Here is a 22,093-nt window from a genome sequence, read left to right as displayed (position 1 = left end):
GCTACCGAAAATTGATAAATTTACTCCTCATAGCTGGACAAACAAAAGTGCTTTTTACTTTATTACAGTTTTATTTATTATATTCTCATTGTTTTCTCCAAAACAAATTGTTGCAAATGCGCAAGATTCAGTTAATAAAAGTGTCTATGACTATTATGAAAATCAAAATACCGAGGAAAAAACAGAGGAAAGTTTAAAAGAAACGAACGAAGTAAACAAAGTAGAAGATAATACGAATGCAACGGTTGGTGTTACGTTTTTTGATATTATTCGGACAATTTTTGTTTTAGTAATTGTAATTGGATTGCTTATTGCATTATTAAAATGGATGCAAAAAAAGAGCAATCTTCCATACTCCGGAAATTTAGTGAAAAATTTAGGTGGTGCTTCACTCGGAGGAAATCGCTCAGTTCAAGTAATTCAAGCAGGAAACTCAATATTAATTGTTGGAGTCGGCGAGAATATTCAATTGTTAAAAGAAGTGACCGATGAGAAAGAAATCGCTGATTTACTTCAACAATATAATGACCGTATGGATCAAATGGTCAATACAAAAAATCTATATTCAAAAATAAAAGATTTTCTTGAGAAAAAGGGAACAGCTAATGAGACAGAGGAACAACATTCATTTAAAGATGAAATATCAAAGAGAATAAAGGAAATAGAGTTAAAAAGGAAGGAAGCAATGGAAGAACATATAAAGAAAGGGTCTAAAGATAAATGAACGAGTTTATGTCATTTTTTAACGGAAGTGACCCTGGTTCAGTTTCAACTTCTGTAAAATTATTATTACTATTAACGGTCTTATCGATTGCACCAAGTATTTTAATTTTATTAACTTCCTTTACTCGTGTTGTTGTTGTTCTGTCATTCGTTAGAACAGGTCTTGGAACGAATCAAACACCTCCAAACCAAGTCATTATTGGAATTAGTTTGTTTATAACATTCTTTATCATGGCACCTACTTTTCATGAAGTAAATGAGAATGCATTAAAACCGCTATTTAATGAAGAAATGACCCTTGAAGAAGCATATGAAAATGCTGCTTTACCATTTAAAGAATTTATGGCACAGCATACGAGACAAAAGGATCTTGCGTTATTTTTAGATTATTCAGGAGCTGAACCACCTGAATCAATTGATGATATCCCAATGTCTACACTCGTTCCTGCTTTTGTCATAAGTGAATTAAAAACAGCTTTCCAAATTGGATTTATGATTTTTATTCCATTCCTTGTTATTGATATGGTCGTTGCCAGTGTCCTAATGTCAATGGGGATGATGATGTTGCCACCTGTCATGATATCATTACCATTTAAAATATTATTATTTGTCCTAGTTGATGGCTGGCATCTCGTCGTAAAATCATTGTTACAGACATTTTAAGCAGGTGAAAAATTATGAGTACTGAAGATGTAATAGCTTTAGCTGAACAAGGTATATTTACTATATTACTTGTAGCAGGACCGTTATTAATCATTGCCTTAGGTATAGGTTTAATCGTAAGTATTTTACAGGCGACGACACAAATTCAAGAGCAAACATTAGCATTTATACCGAAAATTCTTGGTGTTTTAATTGGTATTGTAGTCCTTGCACCTTGGATGATAAATCATATGGTGAAGTTTGCAACGGATATTTTTTCGAATCTCACAACGTTTGTAGGTTGATTTTATGGAAGCTTTTATAAATACAATACCGCTTTTTTTACTTGTATTTATTCGTGTTCTTTCTTTTATTATGGTTGTCCCAATTTTTTCTTACGCTACAGTTCCGGCTATATTTAAAATCGGGCTTGCATTTTTCTTAGCAAATATTATGGTTTTTACAATTGATGTAGCACAACCGATTACGTTTGAAGGCCTCTATTTATTACTTATTTTAAAAGAGTTATTGGTTGGTGTTTCCATTGGTTTAATTGCGTATATACTTATTTCGGCAATTCAAACGGCTGGAGGATTAATTGATTTCCAAATTGGCTTTGCTTTAGCAAATGTCGTCGATCCACAAACAGGAGCCCAATCTCCAATAATGGGACAATATTTATATATGTTTGCTCTTTTATTTTTATTATCGGTTGATGGACACCATTTGTTAATTGATGGTATTTATTATAGTTATCAATTTATACCAATTGATCAACCTTTCCTTGCTTTTGGAGAAGAAAATACGATTCAAATGATTGCCGAAGTGTTCAGCGCCATGTTTCTTATTGCTTTTCAAATGTCGATTCCTGTCATAGCTTGTCTATTTTTAGTTGACTTGGCTTTAGGAATTGTAGCTCGTACAGTACCACAAATGAATATTTTTGTCGTTGGATTACCAGTGAAAATATTAGTTGGTTTTATATTAATTTTTGTCATTATTGGTGTAATGATTGTTTCTGTGCGAAGTTTATTTGACTTATTACTTCATGCTATGAGAGATTTTATGACCCTATTAGGTCAACCATTACCTTAAATTAATTATAGATATATTTTTAGAAGGGGGAGCATAGATGATAAAATACCGTTTAGACTTGCAATTTTTTGCTGGAGAAAAAACGGAAAAGGCGACCCCGAAAAAACGGCAAGATGTTCGTAAAAAAGGACAAACGGCTAAAAGTCAAGATATTAATACTGCTGTCATTTTACTTTTTGTTTTTGCTGTTCTCATATTTTTAGGTCCATCGATTATACAAAATTTCTTAAACATTTTTCTTATGACCTTTGAAAAATATTTTTTAATGGATTTAACCGAGAATTCACTTGAAACAATTGCGATTGAAACATTCTTACAACTATTAAAAATCATTGCTCCTATTTTTCTTGTAGCAATAATAGCAGCTTTAATTGCAAACTACATTCAAGTTGGGGTTTTATTTACAGGTGAACCATTAAAAATGAAATTGGAAAAATTAGATCCGATTAAAGGTTTTAAACGAATTTTTTCACTTCGTGCAATTGTGGAGTTAGTAAAATCTATTTTGAAAGTATCAATTATTGGTGTAATCGGATTTATTTTTTTGCAAAATAATTTACCTGAAATATTAAATTTAATTACGTCGACACCTGCTAATAGTCTGGCTGCTGTAGCTTCAGTTGCAGGAAAAATGGGCTTATATATGGGCGGTGCTTTGTTGTTTATTGCTATCTTAGATTATATGTATCAAAAATATGATTTTGAAAAAAACATCCGTATGTCTAAACAAGATATAAAAGACGAACATAAAAACATCGAAGGGGACCCTTTAATAAAATCAAGAATTAAGCAAAGACAAAGAGAAATTGCGACAAGACGAATGATGGAAGAAGTTCCGAAAGCAGATGTTGTCATTACGAACCCGACCCATTATGCCGTCGCTTTAAAATATGATGAATCGAAGGCGGATGCACCAATTGTCGTGGCAAAAGGTGTAGATTTTATTGCTCAAAAAATTAAGCTCATAGCGAAAGAAAATGATGTTGTGACTGTTGAAAATAGACCATTGGCGAGAAGTTTATACGCTGAAACAGAAATTGGTCAAGAGATACCGGAGCAATTTTTTAAAGCAGTAGCAGAAATTTTAGCTTATGTTTATCGTGTACAAAAGAAAATATAAAAAACTTAACGTATTGAAATTTGGACTAGAAAAAAGTAGTCATGTTAGGAGAGTAAGGAATGAAAGTAAAAGATTTATCTGTAATAATTGGCGTTATCTTTATAGTAGTTATGCTTGTCATACCTTTACCGCCAACATTTCTTAGTTTTTTAATTATGATTAATATGGCTTTAGCGCTGTTGACTCTACTTGGGGCAATGAATATGCGCACAGCGCTAGATTTTTCAATTTTTCCTTCTCTCTTATTAGTACTGACGTTATTTCGACTAGCACTGAATGTTTCAACAACGAGGGCGATTTTATCTGGTGGAGATGCTGGTGCCGTTGTTGAAACATTCGGATCCTTCGTTGTCGGCGGAAATATATTAGTTGGTTTAGTAGTATTCTTAATACTTGTCATTATTAACTTTATTGTTATTACAAAAGGTTCTGAACGGGTTGCGGAAGTTGCTGCGCGATTCACTCTAGATGCGATGCCTGGCAAACAAATGGCCATCGATGCTGATTTAAATGCTGGTTTAATATCTGAACAAGAAGCAAGAAAACGAAGAAGTGATATTTCTCGTGAAGCGGACTTTTATGGTTCGATGGATGGTGCGAGTAAATTTGTTAAAGGAGACGCCATTGCCGGAATTATAACCGTATTTATTAACCTTATTTTTGGAATTATCATCGGAATGTTACAAATGGATATGGCCTTTGGAGAAGCAGTTAATCGCTTTTCGACGTTAACAGTCGGTGACGGTCTTGTAACGCAAATCCCTGCTTTATTAATGTCCACTGCAACGGGTATTATCGTTACTCGATCTGCGTCTGAAGGAAATTTAGGTACGGATATTACCGAACAATTATTTGCCTATCCGAAAATGATGTATGTGGCAAGTACTGCGATAATTTTAATGGGGATTTTAACTCCAATCCCAAATTACGTTACATTGCCTATCGGTGTTTTATTACTTTTTGGTGGGTATATGATTCTTAAAGGTCAAAAACAAGAAGACGAGGCGGGACCTATTGAAACTGAGGAAGAAGTTGCTTCTGAAGAATTAAGAAAACCGGAAAATGTCGTTAGCTTATTAAATATTGATCCAATTGAATTTGAGTTTGGCTATGGACTAATTCCGTTAGCTGATGCAAATCAAGGTGGAGACTTACTTGACCGGGTAGTTATGATTCGTAGACAACTTGCCATTGAGCTAGGGTTAGTTATTCCTGTCGTACGTATTCGTGACAATATTCAATTGGAACCTAATGAATATCGAATAAAAATAAAAGGTCACGAAGTTGGGAAAGGTGAAATTTTACTGGAACATTATCTAGCGATTAGCCCAGGCGTAGATGATCCATCGATTACTGGGATTGATACGATTGAACCTTCCTTTGGTATACCAGCTAAATGGATTACAGAAGATATGAAAACAGATGCTGAAATTGCCGGCTATACTGTTGTTGACCCTCCATCAGTTGTAAGTACACATTTAACTGAAACATTGAAACAACATGCTCATGAGTTATTAGGTCGTCAAGAAACAAAACAATTAATAGATCATTTAAAAGAATCGTATCCAATTGTTGTTGACGAAGTAACACCGGAACCACTTTCAGTAGGAGATATTCAAAAAGTTTTGGCTAAACTACTTAAAGAAAGAGTATCGATTCGAAACTTGCCAATAATTTTTGAAACATTAGCTGATTATTGTAAATTAACGACGGACCCAGACGTCTTAACAGAATATGTCAGACAAGCATTAGCAAAACAAATTACAAATCAATATAAACAAGATGACGAGACTCTAAAAGTATTAACGTTAAGTGGCAAAATCGAAAAACTAATTGCGGACCATATTCAAAAAACGGAACACGGAAATTACTTAGCATTAGATCCAGAAGTTACACAGTCAATATTGGAAAGTATGCAACAACAAATTGAACAGGTACAAATAACGAATAATACGCCCATCATATTATGTTCACCAGCAATTCGTATGTATGTTAGGGATTTAACTGAACGCTTTTTCCCGCAAGTACCTATACTTTCCTATAATGAATTAGATGCCAATATCGAAGTACAAAGTGTCGGGGTGGTGAACATTGATTGAAAGTAAAAAAATATATCGCACCGTCAATGCCTGATGCGATGAAAAAAATAAGTCAAGAGCTTGGTAAGGATGCTGTTATTTTAAACTCAAAAGTCGTTTATTCCGGTGGATTTCTCGGTTTATTCCGTAAAAAAAATATTGAAGTTATTGCGGCAATTGATCCAGATGTAAAGCGAAAAAAAGAATTAGAAAAGAAAAAGGAAAATTTTGAAAAACAAAGTAAGCAGCCAGAACAATTAATAACAAAACCGCAACAAAATAATGAAACTAACAAACAATTAATTAATGAAATTCAACAATTGAAGGCATTGGTGAAAAAATTATCGGCCCAAAATCCGGAGGCTCAAAACATTCCAGCTCCTTACCAAAAAATTTACGAGCGACTTTTACAACAAAATATTGACAGACATGTATTACAACAATTAACTGAACAATGTTTAGAACATTTTTATAAAAATGATGAAAAAATTTCAGACGAAGAAGCGGTTCAATTTGTAGCGGATACGATAAAAAATTATCTAAACGAAGTGTCGTTTTCTCCTATTTCTTTACAAAAAAAATATATAAATGTCGTCGGCCCGACAGGTGTAGGAAAAACGACAACATTAGCAAAATTAGCTGCTAACACAGTGCTTCAACATAAAAAAAATGTTGCTTTTATTACTACTGATACGTATCGAATTGCTGCAGTAGAACAGTTGAAAACCTATGCGAAAATATTAGATGTACCATGTGAAGTCTGTTATAACATGCTTGATTTTAAAAAGGCAGTCAAAAAATATGCCGATAAAGACTATGTTTTTATCGATACAGCTGGCCGGAATTTTAGAAATGATCAATATGTTAAAGAATTAAAAAGTACAATTGATTTTAACCATGATATGGAGTCCTTTTTAGTTTTTTCATTAACGGCAAAAGAGCAGGATTTAAAAGCAATATACGAACAGTTTTCGATTGTTCCAATCGATCAATTCATTTTCACAAAATTAGATGAAACATCGATTTATGGTTCATTGTTTAATCTCCCATACAAATATAAAAAGGGAATTGCTTATATTACGAATGGACAAGATGTTCCTGATGATATCGTTGAGGCATCTAAGGAATTTATAATTAACCAAATCATCGGAGTGGACCTTTATGAATGACCAAGCAAGAAAATTGCGCCAACGTGTAAAGGAACAGCAAGAGGATAGAAAATTGGCACATACGATTGCCATCATTAGCGGTAAAGGTGGCGTCGGAAAATCGAACATTGCGTTAAATTTTTCCATCAACCTATCACAACATAAGAAAAAAGTGCTATTATTTGATTTAGATATAGGTATGGGAAATATTGATATTCTCGTTGGAAATCAAGCAGGATACACTATTGCTGATTTCTTTATAAATAACATTCCTCTAGAACAAGTAATTCAGCTTGGGCCAGAAGGACTACATTATATTGCTGGTGGTTCTGGATTAGAAGAGTCCTTTTATTTAAATGAGGCACGTGTCAATCATTTGTTAGAGCAAATGCAAGATTATCTTTATGAATATGATTATTTCGTTTTTGATATTGGTGCAGGAATTAGTGAAGATTTGGTTTTATTCCTTTCAAGTGTAAAAGATATTATCGTTGTTGTTACTCCAGAACCAACGTCAATAATGGATGCTTATTCAGCGATGAAAATATTAGCACTAAATCATGCTGAAGTTACTTTTCATTTATTAGGAAATCGGATGAAAAATGAAAAGGAAAATAAAGATGTTTTAGGCAGGTTACAAAAAGTATTGTATAAATTTTTAAATAAGGAAAGTAATCAAATTGGTTTCATACCAGAAGATTCAAATATAAGTACAGCTGTTAAAAGGCAAACTCCTTTTATATTACATAAACCAAGTTCTCTAGCAGCTAAACAAATAAATAAAATTACAAATATATTTTTAAATAATAATCATAGGGAAAATAAAGTTGAAAAAAACAATAGTTTCATAGAAAAATTAAAACTTGTTTTATTACAAAGGTAGGTTGCGGAATGGAACCAATAAAAGTTTTGATTGTTGATGATTCGGCATTTATGCGAACGATTCTCAAAGATTTACTTACAACTAATGAGCATATTCAAGTTATTGGAAGTGCTCGTAATGGAGCCGATGCAATTGAACAAGTAAAAAAATTAAAACCAGATGTCGTCACTTTGGATGTTGAAATGCCGGTTATGAACGGTATAGATGCTCTTGAACGAATAATGAATGAACACCCGCTACCTGTCATTATGTTATCGAGCACAACTTCAGAAGGAACAGAAAATACCATACTTGCTATGCAAAAGGGAGCTTTTGATTTTGTTACGAAACCGTCTGGTTCAATTTCCCTAGATATACATAAAGTGAAAGACGAACTCATCGAGAAAATTATTGAAGCAAAGCAGGCGAATATTACACAATTAATTTTTCGGCGAACACAAGTCAATCAAACGCGAACAAAAAGAAAGCCCCAAGTTTTGCCTTACTCATCAAAAAGCAAAAATAAACTTATTTTAATCGGGACGTCAACGGGTGGTCCTCGCGCTTTAGAGACGGTTTTAACTAATGTTCCAAAAGATATTGCTGCCCCGATCTTAATTGTGCAACATATGCCAAGTGGTTTTACAAAATCATTAGCCAATCGATTAAATGCTGTATGTGAGATTAAAGTTAAAGAGGCGATCCACGGTGAAATTTTTAAAAACGGCACCGCTTATATCGCTCCAGGTGGGAAACATTTACGAGTGAGGCAAGTTGGTTACTCTCTTGTAAGTGAGTTAACATATGATCCACCTGTTCGGGGACATCGTCCAAGTGTAGATACTTTATTTATCTCTGCAGCGGAATTAAAAAATATTAATAAACTAGCAATTATTTTAACGGGTATGGGTTCCGATGGTTCAGCAGGATTGGAATATTTAAAAAACAATAACCAAGATACATATGTAATTGCCGAATCAGAGAAAACAGCAGTTATTAACGGAATGCCAAAATCCGCAATAAAAACAGGCTGGGTAGATGAAATAGCAGACTTAGATAAAATAGCTATCCACATTACAAACTTTGTAAACGAGAGGTGATTGACATGGGGATGAACCAATATTTAGAGGTTTTTCTTGATGAAGGAAGAGAACATATACAAGCGATTAATGAGAATTTGTTATCTTTAGAAAGTAATCCTAATGATTTAACAATCGTTAATGAAATATTCCGTTCAGCCCATACATTAAAAGGTATGTCTGCCACAATGGGCTATGAGGATATGGCTAATTTAACCCATCAAATGGAAAACGTATTGGATGGCATTCGCAATGAAAAGATTCAATTTTCTTCTGAATTACTAGATATTATTTTTGAAGCGATTGACCACTTAGAAAATATGCTTGAATCCATTGCAGAAGGTGGAGATGGTAAAGAAGACGTTAGTCAAGTTGTTGCAAAATTAAAGGCAATTGAAACTGGGAAGGAAATAGAAAGTAGTGTGCAAGAAGTAGCAGCAACTGCCATTGTGGAAAAACCAGCCACAAAACATGAACATCTCCAAGTCTATGATGAATTTGAACTTACAGTATTAGAACAAGCGAAAGAACAAGGCTACAATACATTTGAAGTTTCAGTTTCTGTCCGTCCAGATACATTATTAAAAGCTGCACGAGTGTATATGGTATTTGACGTATTAGAAAAAATCGGGGATGTTGTTAAATCAACACCAACAACGGAAGAATTAGAAGAAGAAAACTTTGATGATGAATTTGTTGTTTCTTTAGTAACGAAAGATTCAAGTGAAGAAGTAGAAAAGAAAATAATGAAAGTTTCTGAGATTGATAAAGTAGTAGTTCAAGATATTAATGTACAACAAATAAAACAAGCCAAAAATGCTGAACTAGATAAAAAAGTAAATGAGATACAGCAAAATGAAGTTCAAAAAGACGATACAAGTCAAATTCAGGAAAATAAGCCGTCAAAGACTTCAAAGTCAGTTAATAAAACGAAATCGAAGACAAATAAAACGATTCGTGTGAACATTGAACGTTTAGATACGCTTATGAACTTGTTTGAAGAACTTGTTATAGACCGTGGCAGACTCGATCAAATTGCGAAAGAAGTAAACCATCAAGAATTAATTGAAACAGTTGAAAAAATGTCTCGTGTAACAAACGACTTACAATCTGTCGTATTAACGATGCGCATGGTTCCTGTTGAGACGGTATTTAATCGTTTTCCGAAAATGATACGCCAATTATCCCGAGAATTAAATAAAAAGATTAGATTAGAAATTAGTGGTGCGGATACAGAATTAGATCGTACCGTAATTGATGAAATAGGCGATCCATTAGTCCATCTTTTAAGAAATTCTGTCGATCATGGAATTGAAAGCCCAGAAGAGCGACTAGCAAAAGGAAAACAAGAAGAAGGAATAATTGAATTAAAAGCTTACCATAGTGGAAATTATGTGTTTATTGAAATTAATGATGATGGTGCAGGAATAAATCGAGAAAAAGTTGCAACGAAAGCAGTTCAAAAAGGAATCATTACAGAAGAAGAAAAAGAGACGTTATCAGATAACGAGATTCATAATTTAATATTGTCCTCCGGATTTTCAACGGCGGAACAAGTTTCTGATATTTCTGGTCGCGGTGTCGGTCTTGATGTTGTTAAAAGTACAATTGAATCATTAGGCGGTACTGTTTCGGTAAATTCACAAGAACATGTTGGAACCCAATTTATTATTCAATTACCTTTAACATTATCTATCATTTCTGTCATGTTAGTAAAAGTACAAGAAGAAACATATGCTATTCCACTTTCGTCAATCATCGAAACAGCTATTATACGTCAATCAGATATTCGTTATGCCCATGAACAGCCTGTTTTCGATTATCGTGGCAATGTCGTACCACTATTATATTTAGAAAAAATCTTTGATGTACCAAAAGTAAATAAACAAGATGAGTTCCTTTCAACAATCATTATTCGAAAAGGAGATAAACTTGCTGGACTAATTGTTGACTCCTTTATCGGACAAGAAGATATTGTATTAAAATCACTTGGTAATTACTTAACGAATGTTTTTGCAATTTCAGGAGCGACAATTTTAGGTGATGGACAAGTTGCATTAATTGTAGATTGTAACTCCTTGATTAAATAATCGCGGAAAGGACGTGTACTTGAATGGTCCAAGATTCAATTGATGAAATGAAGATTGTAGCCTTTTCATTAAATGGGAAGGAATATGCAATTGATGTAAGAAATGTCGTTTCAATCGAAAAGATGGAACGGGTTACGAGGGTTCCCCATGTACCTTCATATGTAAAAGGTGTCATAAATTTGCGCGGCGTAATTACACCAATTATTGATTTACGTATTCGTTTTGATATGGAACCAACGGATTATAACCAAAATACAAGAATTATCATCGTAACTTGGGAAGATAAAGAAGTTGGTTTAATAGTTGATGAAGCGAATGATGTCATTAACATTCAAGAAAAAAAAATTGAACCACAACCGGATGTAATCGGTAATATTCAACAAAATTATATAACTGGTGTAGTGAAAATCGATGATCGGCTTTTAATTGTTTTGAAACTAGAAAATATTTTAAAACATGAAGAGGATCGTGCATCATAATGGTTAATAAAGACTCATTAAATCCTGTTGCACTTGATGTATTAAAGGAAATTGGGAATATAGGTGCTGGAAATGCTGCTACAGCATTATCCAATTTATTAAATAAAAGAATACAAATGAATGTTCCTTCTGTTCGAGTTGTTTCTTTTAATGAAATGATGGAATTGGTTGGGGGACCAGAAGAAACGGTTGCAGCGATATTTTTGCAAATTGAAGGCGACTTAAACGGAAGTATGTTTTTCGTTTTACCGGTGGAAAAGGCAAGTGTATTTGTACGTCAATTAACCGGTAATAATGAATTTTCCTTTAATAAACCACCTTACCCTGAAATTGGATTGTCTGCCTTTCAGGAAATGGGCAATATCGTTGCAGGTTCATATTTATCAGCTCTATCTGACTTTTTACAGATGCAAATTATGCCTACTGTACCTGATGTTGGCATCGATATGTTTGGTGCAATCATTAGTTTCGGTCTAATCGAAATATCACGAGAGAGTGATTACGCCATCGTTATTGATACCGAAATAATTGATTCTAACTCGAATATCGACGAATCTTCAATTAAAGGTCATTTTTTCCTACTGCCTGATGCAGATTCATATCGAAAAATTCTTACTAAACTCGGGGTTGGAACATTATGATTGTAGAAAGTAAAGTTGTTAAAGTTGGAATCGCAGATATGAATTATTGCAAAGCACCTAATAAAATTCGAACATCAGGCCTTGGCTCATGCGTCGGAGTTGTTCTGTACGATTTAAATAAACAAATTGCAGGACTTGCCCATGTGATGTTACCAGATTCTAATTTAGCTAAAGGAAAAACAATCCATAAAGCAAAATTTGCGGATACGGCTGTTGCTACTTTAATAGATATATTAGAAAAAGAAGGAGTCTGGCGCAGGCAACTTAAAGCAAAAATTGCTGGTGGTGCGCAAATGTTTACCTTTAATACAAAAGATGACTATATGCGAATTGGACCTCGGAATGTGGAAGCTGTAAAAAAAGAATTACAACGTTATGCCATTCCACTAATAAGTGAAGATGTTGGTGGATCTAGTGGTCGAACAATTGAATTTAATCCTGAAACGGGACTCCTATTTGTCCGAACCGTAAATAAAGGCACGAAAGAAATATAAATAGAATGGTATAACCGAGATTATTTCTATGGCAAGGAGGGAAGTATATGCCTTATACAGTTCAACCTAAACATCAAGATGAAAAAATGATAAATACTTCAGATGAAAATAATTTATATTATCAATGGATTAATGAACGCGATGATCACGCTGGAAACAAACTTGTGGAAAAATACACACCTCTCGTTCATATTATCGCTGAGAAAATTTTTAAAACATTACCAAAATCAATCACGAAAGATGAATTAATTAGTTTAGGATTTATTGGTTTATATGAGGCTTTAGAGAAGTATGACCCTTCCCGAGAATTGAAGTTTGAAACATATGCTTCCTTCCGCATTCGTGGTTCAATTATAGATGGATTGCGTAAAGAGGATTGGTTGCCGAGGAAAACTAGGGAAAAAACGAAAAAATTAGAAAAAGTTATTCAAAAACTCGAACAAAAATATTTACGGAAAGTAACACCTGAAGAGATTGCTGAGGAAGCAAATATGCCACTCGATGAAGTGAATGCGCTTATAGATGAAAGTTATTTTTCAAATATTTTATCGATTGACGATCATATTCCACAAAACGGTGAAGATAACGATCAACAATCTTTTATTCTTCAAGATGATAAAATGAAAACACCAGAAGAAACAATCCTTTTTTCAGAACGAATTCAAGAACTTTCAGAAGCAATTAAACAATTAACTGAAAAAGAACAAATCGTATTAAGTTTATTTTACCAAGAAGAATTAACGTTAACGGAAATTGGACAAGTATTAGATTTATCTACTTCAAGAATTTCGCAAATCCATTCCAAAACGATAAAAAAATTACGGAAATATTTACAAGATTAAACATCAAAGGTTAGACATCGTTGAAACTACATATAAAGAGGCGATGTTCTGATGAGTTTAAAAACGATAGAACTACAAATTGCAATTCCACGGACCCAGGATGCAGGTAAAATCCAACACGAATTAAACGAACGTTCCAATCTTGCAAACGCTCAAGCAAATTTAGCTGTGCAAAAAGAAGATGAAAAAAAGCGCACTTCTGTACTTAAAAACGAAAAATCTGCACAATTAAAAATGGATAATGAAAACAAAAATAAAGATAATCACGAACAGTCTCCTTCAAATCAGTCGAAAAAGGATGAGAAAGGAACTGTAGAAACTTCTCACCCTTATAAAGGACATTTCATAGATTTTAGTGGTTAAAGGAGAGAAAGATGGGCTTTCTAATTATAATAAACTTTCTACTATCACTTATCGCAATTTTTGCTACGATAATACTTTTTAATAGACAAACAAAATTCACTGAACTAGAGAAAAAATATAAGCAATTAAATGAGCAATTCGAGGATTCAATGTCCTCCTTTTTTATGCAGATGCAAGAAGAAAATGAGAAATTTATTAGGAAGTTAAAAGAAATGAAAAGTGAAAGTGAACCGTTTGAACAAGTTTCTGAAAAAAATCAACCTTCATCTATTGAAAATAGTGAACGAATTCAACAATTCGAGAATAATATATACAATGATTCAATTTCTATTAAAAGTCCGCCATTATATTCAGGCGTAAAGATGTATCAGCAAATGTTGAATATGAATAGCGAAAAAGAAGCAGGAAATTATGCGAACGACTCTTTAGTTAACAAAGATGACGGTAAAGTGAAAAACACTGAGATAAAAAATGATGAAATTGATCGCCATGAGGTTTTGAATCCTCATGATTTGGAAATAAAACAAATTAAAGAGTTATTAATGGCAGGGGAAACAGTAGAAACAATCGCCAAAAGATTGGATAAAGGGAAAACGGAAGTTGAACTATTAATTAAATTCTCTCCGGAACTTCGAGAGATTCAAACGCATTAATTTAGTCAAACACTCATTAAATCCGTATCTATCAGCAAAATAAAATTAAAAATTTTACCTTGAATGTCAATTTTATATGTGATATAGTTACTAATGGTGTGAATACACACGTTCGCTGATTCAAATGGGGGTGCTGAATTTTTTCAGTCCTGTTTGAAGAAGAAGCGAGCGGAGGATAAAAAAACCAATATATTAGGAGGAAATTTTTTATGTCAGTTTTATCTATGAAGCAATTACTTGAAGCTGGTGTACATTTCGGTCACCAGACTCGCCGTTGGAATCCAAAAATGAAAAAATACATTTTCCAAGAAAGAAACGGCATCTACATCATCGATCTTCAAAAAACAGTTAAAAAAGTTGAAGAAGCTTACAACTTCTTAAAAGAGCTTGCTGCTGAAGGTGGTAACGTATTATTCGTTGGTACTAAAAAACAAGCACAAGAATCTGTTAAAGAAGAAGCAGAACGTGTTGGTATGTACTATGTAAACCATCGTTGGTTAGGTGGAACATTAACTAACTTCCAAACTATCCGCAAACGTGTACAACGTTTGAAAGAACTTGAAAGAATGGCAGAAGACGGTACGTTTGATGTTCTACCTAAAAAAGAAGTTGTTGGTTTGAAAAAAGAACAAGAAAAATTAGAACGTTTCCTTGGTGGAATTAAAGATATGAAAGATTTACCAGATGCAATCTTCATCATCGATCCACGTAAAGAGCGTATCGCTGTTCAAGAAGCTCGTAAATTAAATATTCCAATCGTTGCGATGGTTGATACAAACTGTGACCCAGATGAGATCGATTATGTCATTCCTTCAAATGACGATGCGATTCGTGCAGTAAAATTAATCACTAGCAAAATGGCTGATGCGATTTTAGAAGCTAAACAAGGCGAAGAAGAAGTTGTTGCTGAAGAGGAACAACAAGAAGTAGTTGCAGAATCAGCTGAGTAATTTTTGAATGATATAGGTGATAAGAGGGTAATCCCTTATCACCTTTTTTAAAAGATAGTTCCATAATAAATTATTATTTTTTCTTTATACATACTAAAAGGTACATAACTTATTTTTTTCAAGGAGGAAATAAACATGGCAATTACAGCCCAAATGGTTAAAGAATTACGTGAAAAAACTGGTGCAGGTATGATGGACTGCAAAAAAGCTTTAACAGAAACAAACGGTGATATGGAAAAAGCGATTGACTTTTTACGTGAAAAAGGTATGGCTAGTGCTGCGAAAAAAGCAGACCGTATTGCTGCTGAAGGTATTACTTCAATCGTAACTGAAGGTAATGACGCAGTTATTTTAGAAGTTAACGCAGAAACTGACTTCGTTGCGAAAAACGAACAATTCTTAACATTAGTTAATGAATTAGCTACACATTTATTAAAAAACAAACCTGCTACTGTTGAAGAAGCACTTGAACAAAAAATGGAAAATGGTACTACTGTTAGCGAACATTTAAATGCAGCAATTGCTAAAATCGGTGAAAAAATCACTCTACGTCGTTTCGAAGTAGTAACTAAAGATGATAACGCAGCATTTGGTGCTTACGAACATTTAGGTGGACGTATTTCTGTTCTAACTGTCTTAGATGGTACAACTGACGAATCAGTTGCAAAAGATGTATCTATGCATATCGCTGCTTTAAACCCTAAATATTTAGATGAATCTCAAGTTCCTCAAGAAGAAGTAGAACGTGAAAAAGAAGTATTAAAACAACAAGCATTAAATGAAGGTAAACCAGAAAACATCGTTGAAAAAATGGTTGTCGGCCGTTTGAAAAAATTCTTCAAAGAAATTACTCTTATTGATCAAGAATTTGTTAAAAACCCTGACGTTACAGTTGGACAATTTGTAAAATCTCATAACGCAACTATTAAAGGTTTCGTACGCTATGAAGTTGGTGAAGGTTTAGAAAAACGTGAAGAGAACTTCGCTGAAGAAGTTATGAGCCAAATTAAAAAATAATAATATTTAAAAAGGTTGACGATGTGAAAGTAATTAACAATTAAATAATTACTTCCTTGTCAACCTTTTTATGGAAAATATATAAACTTTCAATAAATATTTTTACATAGCGGGGGCTTTCTATGACGAATGCAAAATTTAAACGTGTAGTTTTAAAATTAAGCGGTGAAGCTTTAGCTGGAGAGCAAGGCTTCGGTATAAATCCGGCAATTATTAAATCCATTGCAACTCAAGTAAAAGAAATTGTAGAACTTGGTGTTGAAGTTGCCGTTGTTGTTGGCGGTGGAAATATTTGGCGCGGTAAAACAGGAAGTGAAATGGGGATGGACAGAGCAACAGCAGATTATATGGGGATGCTGGCAACTGTAATGAATTCATTATCACTTCAAGACAGTTTAGAACAACTTGGTATCGAAACAAGAGTTCAAACGTCCATTGAAATGCGACAAGTAGCAGAACCTTATATTCGTCGTCGAGCTATTCGCCATTTAGAGAAGAAACGTGTAGTTATTTTCGCAGCGGGAACTGGAAATCCATATTTCTCAACTGATACTACTGCAGCTTTAAGAGCAGCTGAAATTGAAGCAGATGTTATATTGATGGCAAAAAATAATGTAGACGGTGTATACACTGCTGATCCACTTAAGGACAAAAATGCGAAGAAATACTCAGAACTATCTTATTTAGATGTTATTAAAAACAATCTACAAGTAATGGATTCAACTGCATCTACTTTATGTATGGACAATGATATTCCACTTATTGTATTCTCAATTATGGAGGAAGGAAATATCAAAAAAGTAGTTCTAGGTGAAACTATTGGAACGTTTGTGAGGGGGAAATAATATGGCAAATGATATATTAAAAAACACAGAAGATCGCATGTCAAAAGCAATCCAAGCTTATACTCGTAATCTAGCTTCAATTCGTGCAGGACGAGCACACGCTTCCCTGTTAGATCGAATTCAAGTAGAATATTACGGTGTACCAACACCAATTAATCAAATTGCATCTATTTCTGTACCTGAAGCAAGAATGTTAGTAATCCAACCTTATGATAAATCAATCGTAGGTGAGGTTGAAAAGGCTATCCAAAAATCAGATTTAGGAATTAATCCTACAAGTGACGGTACTGTAGTTAGACTTGCATTTCCACCATTAACAGAGGAACGCAGAAAAGAACTAGTTAAACTTGTGAAAAAAGAATCTGAAGATGCAAAAGTTGCCGTTCGTAACATTCGTAGAGATGCAAATGATGACTTGAAAAAACAAGAGAAAAATGGGGATATCACTGAAGACGAATTACGTAGTTTAACTGAAGATGTTCAAAAATTAACAGATGAATATATTGCAAAAATTGATCAATTAACGAAAGAAAAAGAGGAAGAAGTTTTAGAAGTATAATTATTTTACATAGAATTTTCTTTTGAAACCCCTATAAGAATAAGGGGTTTTTTCTATATCCTTTTTCCTATATAATGTATGTATTCCATTGATATTTTTATTCTTTAATTATTAAAAAACTGGTATAATTTACTAATGTAGTTAAGATTATATATACTTAAAAAGGTAAACAGTTTTTGAGCTGAAATTCATTTTCTTAATATCGAGAGAAAATAGTTTGCTTTACCTGTGAATACATATGCTTTTTTAAGGAAAAAGTGGAGGATGAACGATGTTTTATAATAAATTTTTTAAAAAGCAAACAACAGCCCCTAAAACCGAAACGGAACGAATTGATAAAGTAAAGTCATCGGTTATTCCGAAACACGTAGCGATTATTATGGATGGAAACGGAAGATGGGCTAAAAAGCGTTCATTACCAAGAGTTGCCGGACACCATGAAGGAATGAAAGTGGTTCGTAAAATCACAATTTTAGCAAATGATCTTGGAATCGAAACGTTGACGATGTTTGCTTTCTCAACTGAAAACTGGAAGCGACCTAAGACGGAAGTAGATTATTTAATGAACCTTCCAGAAGAATTTTTGAAAATTTATTTACCAGAACTGATTGAAAAAAATGTTAAAGTGCAAATGATTGGTGATCGCACGCAAATCCCTAAACATACTCTACGGGCTGTTGATAAAGCAATAGATGACACGAAGGATAATGATGGACTTATTTTAAACTTTGCTTTAAATTACGGAAGTCGAGCTGAAATTTTACATGCGGTTAAAGAAATTGCCCTAGATATTAAAAATGGAAAAATTGTCGAAGAAAATATTTCCGAAGAACTTTTTTCTAACTATTTAATGACGAAAAATTTACCCGACCCAGACTTGTTAATACGTACAAGTGGTGAAATTCGGTTAAGTAATTTTATGCTTTGGCAATTAGCTTATACTGAGTTTTGTTTTACAAATGTATTATGGCCAGATTTCAACGAAGAAGAATTTTTAAATGCAATTGAGCAATATCAAAAACGTTCACGTCGCTTTGGCGGAATTTAAAGGTGAGGTTAATATGATACAACGAATAATCACAGGTGTGATTGCAGCTTTAATATTTTTACCATTAACGTTTATCGGAGGATTCCCGTTTTTACTTTTAATATATGCAATGGCTTCTATAGCATTATTTGAAGTATTGCGAATGAAAAAAATCCCAATTTTTACATTTCCTGGAATTCTTTCTTTGTTAATTTTATGGATATTTATGATTCCAATTGACCAGTACCAATTCTTTTCATTTATAGATTTAGAATTGAAAATTGAATTAATCTTTTTTGGTATTCTAATCCTTATGACATATTCAATAATTAGTCACAACAAATTTTCTTTTGAAAATGTAGGCTATACTGTATTAACAGTTTTATATATAGGAATCGGCTTTTTTTATATTCTCGAAACAAGAACTGCTGGGATTTTATACATATTCTTTGCCCTGTTTCTAATTTGGGCAACGGATTCTGGAGCATATTTTATTGGACGAAAGTTCGGTAGAAGAAAACTTGCACCAACCATTAGTCCGAACAAAACGGTAGAAGGATCCATAGGTGGAGTTGTGTGTGCATTAGTAGTGACACTCATCTTTTTCTTTTTTACCGAATTAGGACAAGAATATCAGTTAATACATTTAATTATTATAACAATTATATTATCAATATTCGGTCAGTTAGGTGATTTAGTAGAATCTGCATTAAAACGATTTTACAATGTAAAAGATTCAGGCAACTTGTTACCTGGTCATGGGGGTATATTGGATCGAGTAGATAGTTGGCTTTTTGTTATGCCGTTGTTACATTTTCTGCAATTCATTTAAAAGAAAAAATAGAATGATGTACTTGTTCATACATATATTTGAGGTGAGGGGATTTGAAAGGGATAAGTTTATTAGGTGCAACGGGTTCGATTGGTACACAGACATTAGATGTTATTCGGTCCAATCCTGAACGCTTTAAATTACAAGCAATTGCCGTTGGGAAAAATCTTGATTTAACGAGGAAAATTATTCGAGAATTTCAACCAGCTATTGTTTCCGTTCAAAATAAAGAAGATAAAGAACGATTAAAGGCAGAATTTCCAAAAAATATAAAATTTACTTATGGTGAAGAAGGTTTAATTGAAGTTGCAACTTGTGAAGATACAGAAGTTTTAGTAAATGCTATTTTAGGTAGTGTAGGTCTATTACCAACTTTACAAGCAATTGAAGCAGGAAAAACAATTGCAATCGCGAATAAAGAAACGTTAGTAACAGCGGGACATATTGTAATGACGAAAGCGAAGGAACATAATGTCACTATATTACCTGTTGATAGTGAACATTCCGCAATTTTTCAATGTTTAAATGGGGAAAACGAAAAGGAAATTGAACGGTTAATTATTACAGCATCAGGTGGAAGTTTTCGCGATAAATCAAGAGATGAACTAGTAAATGTAACTGTTGAAGACGCGTTAAACCATCCGAATTGGTCAATGGGAGCGAAAATTACAATCGATTCTGCTACAATGATGAATAAAGGACTAGAAGTGATTGAAGCTCATTGGTTATTTAATCAACCATATGAAAAAATTGAATGCTTACTTCATCGTGAAAGCACTATTCATTCAATGGTTGAGTTTACTGATGGTTCTGTCATTGCTCAACTCGGTACACCAGACATGCGAATTCCGATTCAATATGCATTAACTTATCCTGAGCGTTTACCGTCAAATTCTGAACGATTAGATTTAGCAAAAATCGGTAGCCTCCATTTTGAAAAAATGGACTTTGAACGGTTCAGATGTTTACACTTTGCCTATGAAGCAGGTAAAAATGGTGGTACTTTACCTGTCGTTTTAAATGCAGCGAATGAAGTTGCAGTACAAGCATTTTTGACGGGGAAAATCTCTTTCTTAGAAATTGAAGACTGGATTGAAAAAGCTTTGACATCCCATCAAGTAATAGCGAACCCTGATTTACAGACGATTCTCCATGTTGATAAAGAAACGAGAGATATTGTTAGTCGCTATAAATAAAACAACAAAATTAAGGATTCATAATTAGATTGTTTTAATGTGTAAATTTTATTTCATAAAGGTGGGGTAATAATTTTGAGTACACTATCAACTGTTATAGCTTTTATTTTATTATTTGGAGCCCTTGTATTTTTTCACGAATTAGGTCATTTTTTATTCGCGAAAAAAGCCGGCATTCTTTGTCGGGAATTTGCCATTGGTTTTGGTCCCAAAGTTTTTGCGTTTAAAAAGAACGAAACGGTGTATACAATTCGGCTATTACCCCTTGGTGGATACGTACGCATGGCCGGTGAAGATCCCGAGTTAATCGAATTAAAGCCTGGTCTTCGGGTTGGGTTAATATTAGATGAAAATGAAGTTGTACAAAAAATCATTATTAATCAAAAAAGTAAATATCCGAATGCGAGAATTGTAGAAATAGAGCGTGCAGATATCGAGAAAGACTTGTTTATTCAAGGTATTGAAGAAGAGGAAGATGAAAGAAGTAAAGTTTACAAAGTAGATCCAAAAGCAGTTCTCGTAGATAATGGGATTGAAAGTCAAATCGCGCCATTGGATCGTCAATTTGCTAGTAAATCATTATTAGCAAGGACTTTAACAATTTTTGCAGGTCCATTATTTAACTTTCTACTAGCTGTTGTTGTCTATATTATAATTGGTTTATTACAAGGTGTCCCATCAGATGAGGCAAAACTTGGTGTAATTACTGAAGATGGAGCAGCAATTGAAGCAGGCTTACAAGAAGGGGATATTGTCCATTCAATTGATGGAGAAAAAGTTACTAAATGGGCTGAGATTGTAGAAATTGTACGAGATAACCCTGGTGAAACACTAACCTTCCAAGTAGAGCGTAATGGTGATGTGCTTGATGTAGACGTTGTACCGAATGATGTTGAAGGTCAAGGGAAAATTGGCGTCTATGCTCCTATGGATAAATCCTTTGTTGATGCAATCGCCTATGGCTTTACAGAAACTTGGTTTTGGATAAAAACGATTTTCATAATTTTAGGTGATTTAGTTACGGGTGGTTTTACAATCGATGCATTAGGGGGACCGGTAGCTATTTACGCATCAACAGAAATGGTTGCCGAGTCAGGTATATTTAACCTATTACGTTGGGGCGCAATGCTTAGTGTTAACCTAGGTATTATGAACTTATTACCAATTCCTGCTTTAGATGGTGGTCGACTCACATTTTTCGCAATTGAAGCGTTACGTGGTAAACCAGTAAGCAAGGAAAAAGAAGGGTTCGTCCATTTAATTGGATTTTCATTATTAATGTTATTGATGATTCTCGTTACATGGAATGATATTCAACGATTCTTTTTGAAATAGAAAATAGATAAAAACTTTGAGGT

The 22,093-nt window shown here is 33.7% G+C and carries 24 protein-coding genes; all 24 read left to right on the top strand.

Going from position 1 to position 22,093, the window contains the following annotated elements:
* Positions 1–724: flagellar biosynthetic protein FliO (locus GW534_RS01860; protein ID WP_161919350.1), on the top strand; the 724-nt coding region annotated here is incomplete at its 5' end.
* A complete protein-coding gene (gene fliP / locus GW534_RS01855; protein ID WP_161919349.1) occupies positions 721–1,386 on the top strand; it encodes a flagellar type III secretion system pore protein FliP in 666 nt (221 codons plus the stop codon). The genes GW534_RS01860 and fliP, both read left to right, overlap by 4 nt.
* A gap of 14 nt (positions 1,387–1,400) precedes the next feature.
* Positions 1,401–1,670: a flagellar biosynthesis protein FliQ gene (gene fliQ, locus GW534_RS01850; protein ID WP_161919348.1), complete on the top strand. Its 270-nt coding sequence runs from the start codon at positions 1,401–1,403 to the stop codon at positions 1,668–1,670.
* A 4-nt stretch (positions 1,671–1,674) separates the two neighbouring features.
* A complete protein-coding gene (gene fliR, locus GW534_RS01845) occupies positions 1,675–2,460 on the top strand; it encodes a flagellar biosynthetic protein FliR (protein ID WP_161919347.1) in 786 nt (261 codons plus the stop codon).
* A 37-nt stretch (positions 2,461–2,497) separates the two neighbouring features.
* Positions 2,498–3,580: a flagellar biosynthesis protein FlhB gene (gene flhB, locus GW534_RS01840; protein WP_161919346.1), complete on the top strand. Its 1,083-nt coding sequence runs from the start codon at positions 2,498–2,500 to the stop codon at positions 3,578–3,580.
* A gap of 59 nt (positions 3,581–3,639) precedes the next feature.
* Positions 3,640–5,679: a flagellar biosynthesis protein FlhA gene (gene flhA, locus GW534_RS01835; RefSeq protein ID WP_161919345.1), complete on the top strand. Its 2,040-nt coding sequence runs from the start codon at positions 3,640–3,642 to the stop codon at positions 5,677–5,679.
* Complete coding sequence (gene flhF, locus GW534_RS01830) at positions 5,676–6,827, top strand: flagellar biosynthesis protein FlhF (protein ID WP_161919344.1); 1,152 nt, start codon at positions 5,676–5,678, stop codon at positions 6,825–6,827. Before flhA ends, flhF begins: the two co-directional genes overlap by 4 nt.
* Positions 6,820–7,689 carry a MinD/ParA family protein gene (locus tag GW534_RS01825; protein ID WP_161919343.1) on the top strand — a complete coding sequence of 290 codons (870 nt, stop codon included), beginning with the start codon at positions 6,820–6,822 and terminating at the stop codon, positions 7,687–7,689. The genes flhF and GW534_RS01825 overlap by 8 nt, the downstream gene beginning before the upstream one ends.
* Before the next feature lie 8 nt (positions 7,690–7,697).
* Entirely contained in the window at positions 7,698–8,768 is a 1,071-nt protein-coding gene (locus GW534_RS01820; RefSeq protein WP_161919342.1) for a protein-glutamate methylesterase/protein-glutamine glutaminase, read from the top strand.
* Positions 8,769–8,773: 5 nt separating this feature from the next.
* On the top strand, positions 8,774–10,837 hold the full coding sequence (locus tag GW534_RS01815; RefSeq protein WP_161919341.1) for a chemotaxis protein CheA: 2,064 nt from the start codon (positions 8,774–8,776) through the stop codon (positions 10,835–10,837).
* A gap of 23 nt (positions 10,838–10,860) precedes the next feature.
* Positions 10,861–11,316, top strand: a complete 456-nt coding sequence (locus tag GW534_RS01810; protein ID WP_202630791.1) for a chemotaxis protein CheW — start codon at positions 10,861–10,863, stop codon at positions 11,314–11,316.
* Entirely contained in the window at positions 11,316–11,957 is a 642-nt protein-coding gene (locus tag GW534_RS01805) for a chemotaxis protein CheC (protein WP_161919340.1), read from the top strand. The genes GW534_RS01810 and GW534_RS01805 overlap by 1 nt, the downstream gene beginning before the upstream one ends.
* On the top strand, positions 11,954–12,451 hold the full coding sequence (locus GW534_RS01800; protein ID WP_161919339.1) for a chemotaxis protein CheD: 498 nt from the start codon (positions 11,954–11,956) through the stop codon (positions 12,449–12,451). The genes GW534_RS01805 and GW534_RS01800 overlap by 4 nt, the downstream gene beginning before the upstream one ends.
* A gap of 47 nt (positions 12,452–12,498) precedes the next feature.
* Positions 12,499–13,293, top strand: coding sequence for a FliA/WhiG family RNA polymerase sigma factor (locus GW534_RS01795; RefSeq protein ID WP_246203849.1), 795 nt, complete (start codon positions 12,499–12,501; stop codon positions 13,291–13,293).
* Between the two features lie 51 nt (positions 13,294–13,344).
* A complete protein-coding gene (locus tag GW534_RS01790) occupies positions 13,345–13,656 on the top strand; it encodes a hypothetical protein (protein WP_161919338.1) in 312 nt (103 codons plus the stop codon).
* A gap of 11 nt (positions 13,657–13,667) precedes the next feature.
* The gene (locus GW534_RS01785) at positions 13,668–14,309 is read left to right on the top strand and encodes a hypothetical protein (protein ID WP_161919337.1); all 642 of its coding nucleotides are present in this window, start codon (positions 13,668–13,670) and stop codon (positions 14,307–14,309) included.
* 209 nt (positions 14,310–14,518) lie between these two features.
* Positions 14,519–15,259 carry a 30S ribosomal protein S2 gene (gene rpsB / locus GW534_RS01780; RefSeq protein ID WP_161919336.1) on the top strand — a complete coding sequence of 247 codons (741 nt, stop codon included), beginning with the start codon at positions 14,519–14,521 and terminating at the stop codon, positions 15,257–15,259.
* Between the two features lie 135 nt (positions 15,260–15,394).
* The gene (gene tsf, locus GW534_RS01775) at positions 15,395–16,276 is read left to right on the top strand and encodes a translation elongation factor Ts (protein ID WP_161919335.1); all 882 of its coding nucleotides are present in this window, start codon (positions 15,395–15,397) and stop codon (positions 16,274–16,276) included.
* 122 nt (positions 16,277–16,398) lie between these two features.
* Positions 16,399–17,121, top strand: a complete 723-nt coding sequence (gene pyrH / locus GW534_RS01770; protein ID WP_161919334.1) for a UMP kinase — start codon at positions 16,399–16,401, stop codon at positions 17,119–17,121.
* Between the two features lies 1 nt (position 17,122).
* Positions 17,123–17,680 (top strand): ribosome recycling factor, encoded by a 558-nt coding sequence (frr, locus tag GW534_RS01765; protein WP_161919333.1) that lies wholly within the window; start codon positions 17,123–17,125, stop codon positions 17,678–17,680.
* A gap of 271 nt (positions 17,681–17,951) precedes the next feature.
* Complete coding sequence (locus GW534_RS01760; RefSeq protein ID WP_161919332.1) at positions 17,952–18,728, top strand: isoprenyl transferase; 777 nt, start codon at positions 17,952–17,954, stop codon at positions 18,726–18,728.
* A 13-nt stretch (positions 18,729–18,741) separates the two neighbouring features.
* Positions 18,742–19,539 carry a phosphatidate cytidylyltransferase gene (locus GW534_RS01755; protein ID WP_161919331.1) on the top strand — a complete coding sequence of 266 codons (798 nt, stop codon included), beginning with the start codon at positions 18,742–18,744 and terminating at the stop codon, positions 19,537–19,539.
* 53 nt (positions 19,540–19,592) lie between these two features.
* Complete coding sequence (locus tag GW534_RS01750) at positions 19,593–20,735, top strand: 1-deoxy-D-xylulose-5-phosphate reductoisomerase (protein ID WP_161919330.1); 1,143 nt, start codon at positions 19,593–19,595, stop codon at positions 20,733–20,735.
* A 75-nt stretch (positions 20,736–20,810) separates the two neighbouring features.
* Positions 20,811–22,070 carry an RIP metalloprotease RseP gene (gene rseP, locus GW534_RS01745; protein WP_161919329.1) on the top strand — a complete coding sequence of 420 codons (1,260 nt, stop codon included), beginning with the start codon at positions 20,811–20,813 and terminating at the stop codon, positions 22,068–22,070.
* Positions 22,071–22,093: the final 23 nt, after the last annotated feature.

This window comes from Pallidibacillus pasinlerensis (assembly GCF_009996845.1).
Taxonomy (GTDB): domain Bacteria; phylum Bacillota; class Bacilli; order Bacillales; family Caldibacillaceae; genus Pallidibacillus; species Pallidibacillus pasinlerensis.
Note: the sequence above shows the minus strand (reverse complement) of the source record. Positions and strands in the feature narration are given on the sequence as shown.

Excerpts from the sequence above, each read along its gene's own strand:
- GW534_RS01785 (WP_161919337.1), top strand. The coding sequence starts at position 13,668 with ATGGGCTTTCTAATTATAATAAACTTTCTACTATCACTTATCGCAATT.
- rpsB (WP_161919336.1), top strand. The coding sequence starts at position 14,519 with ATGTCAGTTTTATCTATGAAGCAATTACTTGAAGCTGGTGTACATTTC.
- fliQ (WP_161919348.1), top strand. The coding sequence starts at position 1,401 with ATGAGTACTGAAGATGTAATAGCTTTAGCTGAACAAGGTATATTTACT.
- fliR (WP_161919347.1), top strand. The coding sequence starts at position 1,675 with ATGGAAGCTTTTATAAATACAATACCGCTTTTTTTACTTGTATTTATT.
- tsf (WP_161919335.1), top strand. The coding sequence starts at position 15,395 with ATGGCAATTACAGCCCAAATGGTTAAAGAATTACGTGAAAAAACTGGT.
- frr (WP_161919333.1), top strand. The coding sequence starts at position 17,123 with ATGGCAAATGATATATTAAAAAACACAGAAGATCGCATGTCAAAAGCA.
- GW534_RS01805 (WP_161919340.1), top strand. The coding sequence starts at position 11,316 with ATGGTTAATAAAGACTCATTAAATCCTGTTGCACTTGATGTATTAAAG.
- GW534_RS01790 (WP_161919338.1), top strand. The coding sequence starts at position 13,345 with ATGAGTTTAAAAACGATAGAACTACAAATTGCAATTCCACGGACCCAG.
- GW534_RS01795 (WP_246203849.1), top strand. The coding sequence starts at position 12,499 with ATGCCTTATACAGTTCAACCTAAACATCAAGATGAAAAAATGATAAAT.
- flhA (WP_161919345.1), top strand. The coding sequence starts at position 3,640 with ATGAAAGTAAAAGATTTATCTGTAATAATTGGCGTTATCTTTATAGTA.
- GW534_RS01755 (WP_161919331.1), top strand. The coding sequence starts at position 18,742 with ATGATACAACGAATAATCACAGGTGTGATTGCAGCTTTAATATTTTTA.
- GW534_RS01760 (WP_161919332.1), top strand. The coding sequence starts at position 17,952 with ATGTTTTATAATAAATTTTTTAAAAAGCAAACAACAGCCCCTAAAACC.
- GW534_RS01820 (WP_161919342.1), top strand. The coding sequence starts at position 7,698 with ATGGAACCAATAAAAGTTTTGATTGTTGATGATTCGGCATTTATGCGA.
- GW534_RS01800 (WP_161919339.1), top strand. The coding sequence starts at position 11,954 with ATGATTGTAGAAAGTAAAGTTGTTAAAGTTGGAATCGCAGATATGAAT.
- flhB (WP_161919346.1), top strand. The coding sequence starts at position 2,498 with ATGATAAAATACCGTTTAGACTTGCAATTTTTTGCTGGAGAAAAAACG.
- pyrH (WP_161919334.1), top strand. The coding sequence starts at position 16,399 with ATGACGAATGCAAAATTTAAACGTGTAGTTTTAAAATTAAGCGGTGAA.
- GW534_RS01810 (WP_202630791.1), top strand. The coding sequence starts at position 10,861 with ATGGTCCAAGATTCAATTGATGAAATGAAGATTGTAGCCTTTTCATTA.
- fliP (WP_161919349.1), top strand. The coding sequence starts at position 721 with ATGAACGAGTTTATGTCATTTTTTAACGGAAGTGACCCTGGTTCAGTT.
- GW534_RS01815 (WP_161919341.1), top strand. The coding sequence starts at position 8,774 with ATGGGGATGAACCAATATTTAGAGGTTTTTCTTGATGAAGGAAGAGAA.
- GW534_RS01825 (WP_161919343.1), top strand. The coding sequence starts at position 6,820 with ATGAATGACCAAGCAAGAAAATTGCGCCAACGTGTAAAGGAACAGCAA.